This window comes from Micromonospora sp. IBSANI012, from assembly GCF_052814045.1.
In genome coordinates, this window is record NZ_CP199933.1 from 5,076,107 (window position 1) to 5,088,897 (window position 12,791).

Genomic DNA, 12,791 nt, shown 5'->3' on the forward strand with positions numbered 1-12,791 from the left:
ACGCCGTGGCCGGGGGCCGCCGCCGGCGGCCCCCGGCCGCTCCACCTGTCACCACGCACACCGGAACCGAGAAAGGCAGCAGCAGATGAACGACAGTCAGCACGGAATGAGCCGGCGCCGGATGCTCGGCGCCATGGCCGGCGTCGCCGGCGCGGCCGCCGTCGGGGCCGCCGGACTGGGCTCCCCGGCCTTCGCCGGCAACGGCCTGCTCGTCCCGACCGGGAAGCGCGGCATCATCCTCTACAGCGTCCGGGACCGGGTCAGCGCCGCCCCGGACGCCACCGGCGTGCCGTACGGGTTCGAGCGGGTGCTCGGCCGACTCGCCGAGATCGGCTACAAGGAGGTCGAGTTCGCCGGGTACACCCAGCACACCTCGATCCTCGGCCGGCAGATCACCCCCGAGGAGATCCGCAAGATCCTCGACGACAACGGGCTGCGCGCCAACGGCTCGCACGCCTCCGTCCCGGGCACGGTCACCCCGGACACCATCGCCGCCTTCGAGCGGACGCTGGACACCGCCGAGATCCTCGGCATGACGCACATCGGCACCGGCAACGACCCGACCGGCAGCAACTACAAGGCCGATTGGGACGCCGCCGTGGACCGGTGGAACACCTTCGGCGAGATGGCCGCGGCCCGGGGCCTGAAGCTGTACACGCACAACCACGACGCCGCGTACAACTTCCTGCTGGACAGCGGGCCGCTGGACGCGCTGGGCCGGCCGACCCGGTCCTCCGGCGTCCGCAAGCTGGAATACTTCATCGCGCGGACCAACCCGGAGTGGGTCTGGTTCGAGATGGACATCTACTGGGCGCACGTGGCCCAGCACCGGTTCCGCAGCTACACCGACCCGGACGGGGTGACCCAGACCAACGTCTTCGACCCGCTGGCCGTGGTCGCCGCCCAACCCATCCGGTTCCCGCTGTTCCACGCCAAGGACGGCACGTACGACCCGGCGAGCGCCGCCGGGTACGCGATGGTGCCGCTCGGCGAGGGCGACATCGACTACGGGAACTTCTTCGCCAACATGGGTGCCAAGGGCTACCACAACCCGATGTGGGAGCAGGACAACGCGCCGGGCGGCAGCGCCGACCCGGGCCGCTCGCTGCGCTACGCCGAGGTGAGCTACCAGCACATGTCGGGTCTGCGGGGCTGACGGACCCGACCGTCGATCGAGTGGCCGCACCCAAGCGTACCGGGTGCGGCCACTCGCGCCATCGGACGTAACACCGCCGTGGAAGACTCCGGCCGGAGGTGGTGGCGATGGTTCCCGTCCGACCGGAGAACGCGTACCAGGCCCGGCTGCTGCGGATGCTGCGCGACGACGGCCCGCGGTCGCGGGTGGAACTGGGCGACGCGGTGGGCCTGTCCCGGTCGAGGCTGATCGCGGAGGTGGACCGCCTCGTGGAGCTCGGCCTGGTCGAGACCGCCGGGCCGGCGGCCTCCCGCGGCGGCCGGAGGTCGTCGCTGCTGCGCGTCGCCGGCACGGTCCGCTTCGCCGGCGTCGTGATCGGCACGGACCGGCTCACCGTCGCCGTCACCGACGGCGAGCTGAACGTGCTGGCCGAGCTCCGCGAGCCGGCCGACGTCCGGTCCGGTCCGGGGCCGGTGGTCGCCCGGGCCGGGGAACTCGTCGGCAAGCTTCGGGCCGAACTGGGCCTGGCCCAGCTCACCGGCGTCGGCGTCGGGCTGCCGGGGCCGGTCGCCTTCCGGGAGGGCACCCCGATCGCACCCGGCGTCCTGCCCGGCTGGCACGGGTTTCCGGTGCGGGACACCCTCGGCGCGGAGCTGGGCTGCCCGACGCTGGTCGACAACGACGCCAACGTGATGGCGCTCGGCGAACAGCACGCCGGGATCGGCCGTACCTTCGACGACTTCCTGTACGTCAAGCTCGGCACCGCGATCGGCTGCGGCCTGGTGCTGCGGGGCGCGCCGCACCGGGGCGCGACGAGCGGCGCCGGCGACATCGCCCACCTGCGGCTCGCCGACGACGGCCCGGGCTGCGCCTGCGGCGAGGCGGGGTGCCTGGAGGCGTACTGCGGCGAGGCCGGGCTGGTCGCCGCCGCGCTGGACGCGGCGGGGTCGGGCCGCTCGCCCGCCCTGGCCGACCGGCTCGCCGGGACCGGCTCCCTGACCATGGCGGACGTCGCCGGGGCGGCGGCCGGAGGCGATCCGGCGGTCCAGGCCGTCGTGCGGGACGCCGCCCGCCGGTTGGGCCAGGTGCTGGTCGGGCTGGTGAGCTTCGTCAACCCCGGCATTGTGATCATCGGAGGCGCCCCGGACGGCCTCGGGCACACCCTGCTGGCCGAGATCCGGGCCGTGGTCTACCGCCGGTCGGCGCCGCTGACCACCGGCACGATGCCGATCGTCCTGTCCGACCTCGGCGAGCGGGCCGGCGTGGTGGGCGCGGCCCGGTTGATCAGCGAGCAGGCCTTCGCCGCCGAGTGACCGGCCCCGCCGGGCAGCCTGACCGACCACCTCCCGCCGCACCGTGCGGGCAGGGAGGCGGTCGATCGGGCCGGGGCGCGTCAGTCCTTGCTGCTGAAGGCGGCGTCGAACGCCGCCGCGGGGGCGTCGAAGGCGAGCCGGCGGACGAACTGCAACGCCTCGGGCGCGCCGACCAGCCGGTCCATCCCGGCGTCCTCCCACTCGATGGAGATCGGCCCGTCGTAGCCGATCGCGTTGAGTGCCCGGAAGCAGTCCTCCCACGGCACGTCGCCGTGGCCGGTGGAGACGAAGTCCCAGCCCCGGCGCAGGTCGGCCCAGGGCAGGTGGGACGAGAGCCGACCGCGCCGCCCGTCGCCGGTGCGTACCTTCGCGTCCTTGCAGTCCACGTGGTAGATCCGGTCGGCGAACTCGAGGATGAAGTTCACCGGGTCCAGCTCCTGCCAGACGAAGTGCGACGGGTCCCAGTTGAGCCCGAACGCCGGCCGGTGGCCGATCGCCTCCAAGGTTCGCCGCGTCGTCCAGTAGTCGTAGGCGATCTCGCTGGGGTGCACCTCGTGGGCGAAGCGGACCCCGACGGAGTCGAAGACGTCGAGGATGGGGTTCCACCGGTCGGCGAAGTCCCGGTAGCCCCGCTCGATCATCTCCGGCGGCACCGGCGGGAACATCGCCAGGGTGTGCCAGATGGACGAGCCGGTGAACCCGACCACCGTCTTCACCCCGAGCTTCGCCGCCGCGCGGGCGGTGTCCTTCATCTCCTCGGCGGCGCGCCGGCGTACCCCCTCGGGCTCGCCGTCGCCCCAGATCCGGGCCGGCAGGATGCCCTGGTGCCGCTCGTCGATCGGGTGGTCGCAGACCGCCTGGCCGACCAGGTGGTTGGAGATGGCGTGGACGCTGAGGTGGTGCTTGGCGAGGGTCTCCCGCTTGCGCTCGACGTACGAGTCGTCGGCGAGGGCCTTGTCGACCTCGAAGTGGTCGCCCCAGCAGGCGATCTCCAGCCCGTCGTAGCCCCACTCGGAGGCGAGCCGGCAGACCTCGTCGAACGGAAGATCGGCCCACTGGCCGGTGAAGAGCGTGATCGGTCGCGCCATCGTCGTTGTCTCCCCTGTTGTGATGGGGATTCCTCAGCATGGGCGGGGCGAGGGGCCACCAGTGCGGAGGCGTCACGAGTCGCCGGTGGGTGCGGCACGCACCTGGGCCCCGACGGGTTGCGCCTCCCGCCGGGTCACCGGCCACCTCGCGGTCGCCGCCCTCACTCTAGGACCGCCGGGACCGGCTGGGAAGGGCCCGCCCAGGACCCGCGGACGGTCAGTCGGCCTGCTCCTCGGCGGCGGGCAGCTCGGCGCGCACCGACCAGCCGCCGTCCGGGTGGGGGCCGGCGGTGAAGGTGCCGCCGACCGCCTCGGCCCGCTCGCGCAGGCCGGGCAGGCCGAGCCCGGCGGTCGGTTCCGGCGCCGGGGGCGCCTCGGCGCCGGTGTCGCGTACCTCGATGGCGACGCCGTCGGGGTCGTAGCGCAGCCGGACCGCGACCGCCGCGCCCGGCGCGTGCCGGTGCGCGTTGGTCAGCGACTCCTGGATGATCCGGTACGCCGCGACATCCACCTCGGTGGGCAGCGGGCGGGGCTGGCCGGCCACGGTCCAGCGCACCGGCTGGCCGGTGCTGAACCCCTCCACCAGCGCGTCCAGCCGGTTCAGGCTGGGGGCCGGCTCGGTGGGCGCCTCGGCGACCCGGCGCACCGCCTCCTCCGCGCGGATCCGCTCGGCGCGCCGGGCCCCCTCCTCCCGCACCGTCACGTACGCCCGCCGGCTGCGCACCGCGTCGCCGACGGCCACCGCGACGCCGAACCAGAGCAGCAGCACCACCACCGCCGGGTCCAGCCCGACCACGCCGAGCGTGGCGATCGCCGCCGCGCCGACGGCCAGGGCGCCGACCAGGCCGGCCACGGCGGCGGTCCGCCGGTCGGCGCGGGTGGCGACGGTGTACGCGGCGATCGCCACGGTGAGCACCATGGGCCCCCGGGCGACCCCGGCGAGCTGCGCGAGCACCACGCTGACGGCGGTCACGGCGAGCACCGGCAGCGGGTGGCGGCGGCGCACCGCCAGCGCCCCGGAGCCGATGGCGGCGAGCAGCACCGCGGCGAGGCTGAGCGGCGCCTCGGGCGGCCCGCCGGGCGGGTTCACCGGCAGCAGGCCGGCCACGAAGAGCGCGGCGGCCAGCAGCGCGTCGACGACCGCCGGGTGCGCCCGTGCGATCCGGCGCCACTCCGCGAGCCGTCCCATGCGGTCAAGGTACGGCAGCCGCCCGGCCCCGGACGCGGCACCGCCGGGGTGCGTGGGCACCCCGGCGGCGTCGGTGTCGATCGGGCCGGCTCCGTGGACGACCCGGTCAGTGGGTCAGGGCAGGGTCCACTTCTGGTTGGCGGCGCCGGTGCAGGTCCAGAGCTGGACCGGGGTGCCGTCGGCGGAGTTGTTGCCGGCCACGTCCAGGCACTTGCCGGACTGCGGGTTGCGCAGCGACCCGTCGGCCTGGGCCGACCAGTTCTGGGCGCCGCTGCCGTTGCAGGTCCAGAGCTGGATCTTGGTGCCGTCGGCGGAACCGCCGCCGGAGACGTCCAGGCACTTGCCCAGCGCCTTGATCGTCGAGTTCGGCGTCACCGTCCAGGTCTGCGCCGTGGTGCCGTTGCAGGTGTAGAGCTGGATCTGGGTGCCGTCGGCGGTGCCGCTGCTGCGGACGTCCAGGCACTTGCCGGCGAGGCCCTTGATCGGTCCGGTGCCGCCGGTGCCGCCGCCACCGCCCCGGACCAGGGTGAAGTCGTCGACGTCGAAGAGCCCGGTGCCGGTGCCGGTGTAGGTCAGGTACAGGTTCTGGCTGCCGGACGGCACCCCGGTCAGGGCGGTGGTGACGTCGGCGTACGTCGTCCAGCTGCCGGTGTTGGGCACCGCGACCGAGCCGAGGACGGTGCCGGTGGTCAAGCCGGTACGCACCTGGATGGTGCCGCCGGGCCCGCCGGAGACGACCCGCGCCCGGAACGACGTCACCCCGGTCAGGTCCACCCCGTTGTACGCCGACCAGTCACCCGGGTCGATGTAGCCGAGGGTCTGCCCGCCGTTCGCGCCGGCCTTCGTGAACGGGGTGACCCCGCTGGCCGAGCTGAACGCCTCCGCCTGGACGGTGGTGTTGCCGCCCGGCGGGGTGGAACCGAGTTCCTTGATCCGGATGTTGCGGAACGAGGCGTCGTCGCCGGTGCCGTGGTTCTGCAGGCCGATGTGCCCGGCGAGCGAGCGGACCGGGTTGGTGTTGGTGAAGTCGTTGATCTTCACACCGTTGAGGAAGACCTGGAGCCGCTCGCCCTCGACCAGCAGCTCGTAGGTGTTCCACTCGCCCGGCGGGTTCAGCGCCGCGTCCCGGGCGGCGATGTCCGCGGACTTGAAGGTGTAGACCGCGCCGGTGGTGCGGTCGGCCGCGTCGGTGGCGTCGATCTGGATCTCGTAGCCGTTGTTCACCGCGGACCAGGGGTCGGTCGACGGCGGGAAGCCGATGAAGACCCCGGAGTTGTCGTCGCCGGCGAGCCGCCAGTCCAGCTTGAGCGAGTAGTTGGTGAACTGCTTCGCGCTGTACCAGTAGAGACCCATCCCGCCGACCGAGGTGAGCGTGGCGTCGGCATTGGTGAAGCTGCCCGGCCCGGCCTGCGACCAGCCGGTGGTGGAACCGTTGTAGAGGGCGGTGTAGCCGGCCTCCGGCCGGCAGTCGGCCTTGGCGCGGCCGGCCGCGTAGCGGATGCCGCCGAGCAGGTGGGCCCGGAACGCCGGTTCGGCGTACGACGCCTGGGTGTGCCCGCCGCCGGTGTAGAAGGCCCGGCCGCCGCTGTAGGTCTTGCACCAGGAGTGCGGGTGGTCCGCGCCCATCCCGCCACCGGAGTACGACGACTCGTCCAGGGTGGCCAGCACGCGGGCGGTGGAGCGGGCGTTGGTCTGGTAGTTGTACCACTCGTCGGTGCGGGTCCAGGTCTGCGGCAGGTGCGCGCTGGCCGGGTGCGCCCGGTTCTCCACCTTGACGTTGGCCTGCTGAATGGCCGGGTGCGAGGCGAAGTACGCCCCGACCAGGTTGCCGTAGAACGACCAGCCGTACTCGGTGTCGGCGGCGGCGTGCACGCCGACGTACCCGCCGCCGGAGCCGATGTACGACTCGAAGGCGGTCTGCTGGCTGGCGTTGAGCACGTCGCCGGTGGTGTTGAGGAAGACCACCGCCTCGTACTGGGCCAGGTTGCCGGTGGTGAACGCGGCGGCGTCCTCGGTGGCGGTGACGGTGAAGCTGTTGGCCGCGCCCAGGTCGCGGATGGCCTGGGTGCCGACGGCGATGGAGTCGTGCCGGAACCCGGCGGTCTTGGAGAAGACCAGCACGTCGTACGGGGCGTCGGCGGCGGACGCCGGGGTGGCGGGGGTGGTGCAGGCGATTGCGGCGAGGACGGCGGTGGCCGCGCCGAGGACGGGACGCAGGAGTCTGCGCATGTCGCTCTCCTATCGGTGGGCGGGGGCCCCGGGCGGGCCGGCGGGCCGGGCGGGACCCCGCGCGTTCACTCGGTTACGGCAGGGTCCACTTCTGGTTGGCGGCGCCGGTGCAGGTCCACAGGTGCACCGGGGTGCTGTCGGCGGAGTTGTTGCCCGAGACGTCGAGGCACTTGCCGGACTGCGGGTTGCGCACCGTGCCGTCGGCCTGGGCGGACCAGTTCTGGGCGCCGCTGCCGTTGCAGGTCCAGAGCTGGATCTTGGTCCCGTCGGCCGAGCCGCCGCCGGAGACGTCCAGGCACTTGCCCAGCGCCTTGATCGTCGAGTTCGGCGTCACCGTCCAGGTCTGCGCCGTGGTGCCGTTGCAGGTGTAGAGCTGGATCTGGGTGCCGTCGGCGGTGGCGGCACTGCGGACGTCCAGGCACTTGCCGGCGAGCCCGACCACCGGCCCGGTGCGCACCGTCGCTCCCGTGGCGAAGGTGAACGAGTCGACGTCGTAGAGCGCCCCGGTGCCCGACCCGGCGAAGGTCAGGTAGAGCGTCGTGGTGCCCGCCGGCGCCCCGGAGATCGCGCCGGTGACCGTGGTGAAGGAGTCCCAGGCGCCGGTGACCGGCACCGTGGCGGAGCCGAGCACCGTGCCGGTGGCCGACCCGGCCCGGACCTGGAGGGTGCCGCCCGCGCCGGCCGAGGAGACCCGGGCGCTGAACGAGGTGACGTCGCCCAGCTGGTACGGCTGGAAGGCGATCCAGTCCCCGTTGTTGATGTCGCCGACGGTCTTGCCGCCCTCGGCGGTCGCCTTGTCGAAGGTGTTGATGCCGGACGAGGTCTTGAAGTGCTCGGCCTGCCGGTGCCGGGGCTGGAGGGTGTGCTGGGTGTGCGTGGTCAGCCCGCCCGCGTCGGTGTACTCGGCGTCGAAGATGGCGAAGATGTTCGCCGCGTCGTCGTGCTCACCGTCGACCGGGATGGCGATCGAGCCGGAGCAGCCGGTCTTCGAGGTGATCTGGTGGCCGTGCTGGTCGTGGCCGAGCACGTAGGTCATCTTGACCTTGGTGCAGTCGATCGTGCCGTCCTCGGGGTCGGTGACGGTGATGCTGAAGGGCACCGTGTCGCCGTAGGAGAAGAGCTTGCCGTTGCCGGGGCTGTTGATCGTCACGGTCGGGGCGGTGTTGCCGACGCTGATCACCACGCTGGCGCTGCCGGTGGCGTTCTGCGGGTCCTTGACCGTCAGGGTGGCGGTGTACGTCCCGTTGGCGGTGTAGGTCTTCGACGGGTTGGCGGCGGTGGAGGTGGTGCCGTCGCCGAAGTTCCACGCGTACGTCAGCGCCCCGCCCTCCGGGTCCGACGACCCGGCCGAGGAGAAGGCGACGGTCAACGGGGCGGCGCCGGAGGTCTTGTCGGCGGTCGCCTTCGCCGTCGGCGCCCGGTTGCCGCCGCCGATGTGGTCGAAGCGGTAGAGCGCCGAGTTGGCGTCGCCGTTGAAGTAGCCGGTGCCGTAGTCCAGCACGTAGTACGCGCCGTCCGGGCCGAAGGCGGAGTCCATCACCTGCTTGCCGGTCCACGGGAAGCTGTCGATGGCGCCGCGCGAGCCGTCGGCGTTGACGTGGATCGGCTTGATCCAGCCGCGGCCGAACTCGGTGGCGAAGAACTGCCCGTCGAACGACTGCGGGAACTTGGTGGTCGAGGTCGACGACGCGTTGTAGCGGTAGACCGGGCCGGCCATCGGGGACTCGGAGCCGCCGCCGAACTCGGGCGGGCTGCCGGCGTCGCCGCCGTACCGGATCCAGGCCGGCTTGGCCGCGGGCAGCGTGCTCTGGCCGGTGTTGCGGAACGAGTTGTTGGTGGGGCCGCCGGTGCAGTTGTACTTGGCGCCGCCGGTGCCGGTGGCGAAGTCCCACTCGTTGTAGGTCTCGGTGCTGGTGTTGGTGCCGGTGCAGTACGGCCAGCCGTAGTTGCCGGGCGCGGTGACCCGGTTGAACTCGACCTGGCCGGAGGGGCCCCGGGTGGCCGAGGTGGTGCCGGCGTCGGGGCCGTAGTCGCCGACGTAGACGATGCCGGTGGCCTTGTCGACGCTCATCCGGAACGGGTTGCGGAAGCCCATCGCGTAGATCTCGGGCCGGGTCCTCGCGGTGCCGACCGGGAAGAGGTTGCCGGACGGGATCGAGTACGACCCGTTGGCGTTCACCTTGATCCGCAGGATCTTGCCGCGCAGGTCGTTGGTGTTGCCGGCGCTGCGCTGCGCGTCGTACCCGGGGTTGCGGTTGGTCCGCTCGTCCAGCGGGGCGTAGCCGGCGGAGTCGAACGGGTTGGTGTCGTCCCCGGTGGACAGGTAGAGGTTGCCGGCGGCGTCGAAGTCGATGTCGCCGCCGACGTGGCAGCACAGCCCCCGGTCGGCGGGTACGTCCAGCACGTCGACCTTGCTGGCCTGGTTGACGGTGAAGTCGGCGTTGAGGGTGAACCGGGACAGCCGGTTGACGCCCTGCCAGGCGGAGAAGTCGCTGCCGGTGGCCGGTGCGTCGCCGGCGGGGGTGGACAGCGGCGGGGCGTAGTAGAGGTAGATGTGCCGGTTGGTGGCGAAGTTCGGGTCGACGCCGACGCCCTGCAACCCCTCCTCGTCGTGGGTGTAGACGGACAGGGTGCCGATCACCGAGGTGGTGCCGTTGGCGTCGGTGCGCCGCAGGGTGCCGTTGCGGGCGGTGTGCAGGACCGAGCGGTCCGGCAGCACGGCCAGGGACATCGGCTCGCCCGTCTCGGCGACGCCGCGGGCCAGCTCGACCTGCTGGAAGTCGGTGGCGGTGATGACATGGGCGGCGGCCGGGGCGGGGCCGCCGAGGGCGGTCGGGCCGGCCGTGACGCCGACGGTGCCGACGGCCGCCACCAGGAGCAGGGCGGACGCGGCGGAGGACCATCGTGGGGAGCGGAGGGTGGGTGCGTCCTTCATGGACATGCTGTGCTGTCCCTTCCTGACGAGTGACTGCCAGGGTGGGGCGCGCGCCGTCGCGCCGGTGCCGGGTACGGGGATGCGGCAGGGCCGTCCGGGCGGCGCCGGACCGGCCGTGACCACCGGTCGGGGCGGGGGGACCGCGCGCCCGGAGGCCACCAGTCGATGGGTTACCGCGCCGCCGGTTCACCTCGACGAAACATGTTCGTGATGCCACGAACATTAAGGCTTGTGAATGTGTCTGTCCATACCTTCTGCCGCACGGAAGCGAACTTTTGCTCAATCGGCTGAAAGCTCGCGGGCGCGGCGAGGAAAGGCCCCGGCGGGCCGGGGCGCGCGCCGGCGTCAGCTCCGGCGGTGCACCGCCTGGTCGGCCAGCGCGGCCAGCGCCGCCAGGGCCGGCTCCTGCAGCGGCAGCCGGTCCAGCGCCGCCCGGGCGGCGTCCGCGCGCAGCAGGATCAGCCGCTCGATCTGCTCCCGGGCCCCGGTCGCCTCGATGATCGCGCGCAGTTCGGCCGCGCCGTCGGCGTCCAGGCCGGGATTGCCGAACAGGTCGCGCAGCCGGGCGCTCTGCGCCCGGTCGGCCGCGTCGCGGGCCAGCGCCATCATCACCGTCGGCTTGCCCTCGCGCAGGTCGTCCAGGACGGACTTGCCGGTCACCGCCGGGTCACCGAAGACGCCGAGCACGTCGTCACGGAGCTGGAACGCGTCGCCGAGCGGGTCGCCGAAGTCGGTGAGCGCGGCCACCAGCTCCGGCTCGGCGCCGGCCAGCGCCGCGCCGATCTGCAACGGGCGGGTGACCGTGTACCGGGCGGCCTTCATCCGGATCACGGTGAGCGCGCTGGCCACCGAGCCGTCCCCGACACCGGAGACCAGGTCCAGGTACTCCCCCGCGATCACCTCGGTCCGCATCCGGGCGAAGACCGCGTACCCCCGGCAGACCTGCGCGGTGCTCAACCCGCACTCGTGGAACATCTGGTCCGACCAGGCGGCACAGAGGTCCCCGCAGAGCAGCGCGGTGTTGCGCCCGTACGCCTCCGGGTCGCCGCGCCAGGCGGACCGGGTGTGCAGGTCGGCGAAGAGCCGGTGCACCGACGGCGCGCCCCGGCGGCGGTCGCTGCCGTCGAGGATGTCGTCGTGGATCAGGGCGAACGCGTGGAACAGCTCCAGCGCCGCCGCGGCGACCACGATCGGCCGGTCGTCCCCGCCGCCGGCGCCGCGCCAGCCCCAGTAGCAGAACAGCGGGCGCAACCGCTTGCCGCCGGCCAGCACGAAGCGGTGCAGGGCGGCGAAGATGCCGCGCGGCGCGCCGTCCGGCCAGTCCGGCCCCTGCCGGTCCAGGAAGGCCACCAGTTCGGCGTCGAAGCGCGCCCGCAGCCCGCTGGTGTCGGTCGGGGGCGCGGTGACGGTCACCGCCGCTCCCCCGGTCCCGGCGGCGGTCCGGCCGGACCGGGCGGTCGCCCGCCCGACGACGCCACGGGGGACGGCACCCGCGCCGCACCAGCCGGGGCGGATGGCGGGGCCAGCCCGGCCAGCTCCAGCAGCAGCGCCTTCACCTCGGTGGCCGCGAGCCGGTCCCGGGCGGCGGCCGGGTCGGAGCAGAGCAGCACCGGGGCGTCCGCCGGGTCGGCGGGAAGCCGACCGTGCGAGCCCCGGACCGCCCGCGCCCCGGCGTCGAGGCCGACCACGCTCATCAGATACCGCATGCCCAGCTTCTTGCGGGCCAGCGCGACCGCCGCCCGGCGCTTCGCCGCCCCGGGCGCGGCTGGGTCGAAGAAGAGCTCCGCCGGGTCGTACCCGGGTTTGCGGTGGATCTCGACGAGCCGGGCGAAGTCCGGTGCGCGGGCGTCGTCGAGCCAGTAGTAGTACGTGAACCAGGCGTCCGGCTCGGCCACCAGCACCAGCTCGCCGGCGCGCGGATGGTCCAGCCCGGCCGCCGCCTTGTCGTCGGCGTCGAGCACCTCGGCCACCCCGGGCAGGCCGGCGCAGAGCTTCGCCACCGCCGGCACGTCGGCCGGGTCGCGGACGTAGACGTGGGCCACCTGGTGGTCGGCCACGGCGAAGGCCCGCGACGTCCACGGGTCCAGGTATTCCATCCCGGCCTGGGTGTAGACCCGGAGCAGCCCCTCGGCCCGCAGCAGCCGGTTGACGTCCACCGGGCGGGAGACGTCGGTGATGCCGTACTCGGACAGCGCCACCACGGTCGCGTCCCGCGCGCGGGCGGCGTCCAGCAGCGGGCCCAGCACCGCGTCCAGCTCCGCCGCCGCGGCGGCGGCCCGGGGCGAGGACGGGCCGAAGCGTTGCAGGTCGTAGTCGAGGTGCGGGACGTAGACCAGGGTGAGGTCCGGGGCGTGGTCGGCGAGGATCCGCTCGGCGGCCTTGCAGATCCACGCCGAGGAGGGCAGCCCGGCGCCGGGCCCCCAGTAGGTGAAGAGCGGGAAGGTGCCCAGCGCGTCGGTGAGCGTGTCGTGCAGCTCCGGCGGGTCCGTCCAGCAGTCCGGTTCCTTGCGCCCGTCGGCGTGGTAGACGGGGCGCGGGGTGACCGTCCAGTTCACGTCCGCGCCCATCGCGTACCACCAGCAGACGTTGGCCACCGTGTAACCCGGTTCGGCCCGGCGGGCGGCCTGCCAGAGCTTCTCCCCACCGACCAGCGCGTGGTGCTGCCGCCACAGCAGCACCTCGCCGAGGTCGCGGAAGTACCAGCCGTTGCCCACGATCCCGTGCCCGGCGGGCGGCTCCCCGGTGAGCAGGGTCGCCTGCGCCGAGCAGGTCACCGCGGGCAGCACCGTGCCCAGGCCGGCGGCGCACCCCTCGTCGGCGACCGCGCGCAGCCGGGGCATGTGCGCCAGCAGCCGCGGGGTCAACCCGACCACGTCCAGCACCACCAGTCGACGGCTCATGC

The 12,791-nt window shown here is 73.5% G+C and carries 8 protein-coding genes; 2 read left to right on the top strand and 6 right to left on the bottom strand.

Features of this window, described 5'->3' with window-relative positions; all coding sequences use genetic code 11:
* Nucleotides 1–85: 85 nt before the first annotated feature.
* Together ACTWM8_RS23405 and ACTWM8_RS23410 are read left to right on the top strand one after the other, a co-directional pair.
* Nucleotides 86–1,156, top strand: a complete 1,071-nt coding sequence (locus tag ACTWM8_RS23405; protein ID WP_446210909.1) for a sugar phosphate isomerase/epimerase family protein — start codon at nucleotides 86–88, stop codon at nucleotides 1,154–1,156.
* 107 nt (nucleotides 1,157–1,263) lie between these two features.
* Nucleotides 1,264–2,448 (top strand): ROK family protein, encoded by a 1,185-nt coding sequence (locus tag ACTWM8_RS23410; protein ID WP_446210910.1) that lies wholly within the window; start codon nucleotides 1,264–1,266, stop codon nucleotides 2,446–2,448.
* Between the two features lie 80 nt (nucleotides 2,449–2,528).
* Here ACTWM8_RS23410 and ACTWM8_RS23415 read toward each other — a convergent pair whose 3' ends face one another.
* The 6 genes from ACTWM8_RS23415 to ACTWM8_RS23440 all read right to left on the bottom strand — a co-directional run bounded on the left by ACTWM8_RS23415 (nucleotide 2,529) and on the right by ACTWM8_RS23440 (nucleotide 12,789).
* Nucleotides 2,529–3,536, bottom strand: a complete 1,008-nt coding sequence (locus ACTWM8_RS23415; RefSeq protein ID WP_446210911.1) for a sugar phosphate isomerase/epimerase family protein — start codon at nucleotides 3,534–3,536, stop codon at nucleotides 2,529–2,531.
* A gap of 217 nt (nucleotides 3,537–3,753) precedes the next feature.
* Nucleotides 3,754–4,725 carry a sensor histidine kinase gene (locus ACTWM8_RS23420; protein ID WP_446210912.1) on the bottom strand — a complete coding sequence of 324 codons (972 nt, stop codon included), beginning with the start codon at nucleotides 4,723–4,725 and terminating at the stop codon, nucleotides 3,754–3,756.
* A 114-nt stretch (nucleotides 4,726–4,839) separates the two neighbouring features.
* Nucleotides 4,840–6,954, bottom strand: a complete 2,115-nt coding sequence (locus ACTWM8_RS23425) for a ThuA domain-containing protein (RefSeq protein WP_446210913.1) — start codon at nucleotides 6,952–6,954, stop codon at nucleotides 4,840–4,842.
* Nucleotides 6,955–7,027: 73 nt separating this feature from the next.
* Entirely contained in the window at nucleotides 7,028–9,895 is a 2,868-nt protein-coding gene (locus ACTWM8_RS23430) for a PQQ-dependent sugar dehydrogenase (RefSeq protein WP_446210914.1), read from the bottom strand.
* 339 nt (nucleotides 9,896–10,234) lie between these two features.
* Complete coding sequence (locus ACTWM8_RS23435; protein WP_446210915.1) at nucleotides 10,235–11,302, bottom strand: polyprenyl synthetase family protein; 1,068 nt, start codon at nucleotides 11,300–11,302, stop codon at nucleotides 10,235–10,237.
* Nucleotides 11,299–12,789 (bottom strand): alkaline phosphatase family protein, encoded by a 1,491-nt coding sequence (locus ACTWM8_RS23440; RefSeq protein WP_446210916.1) that lies wholly within the window; start codon nucleotides 12,787–12,789, stop codon nucleotides 11,299–11,301. Before ACTWM8_RS23440 ends, ACTWM8_RS23435 begins: the two co-directional genes overlap by 4 nt.
* Nucleotides 12,790–12,791: the final 2 nt, after the last annotated feature.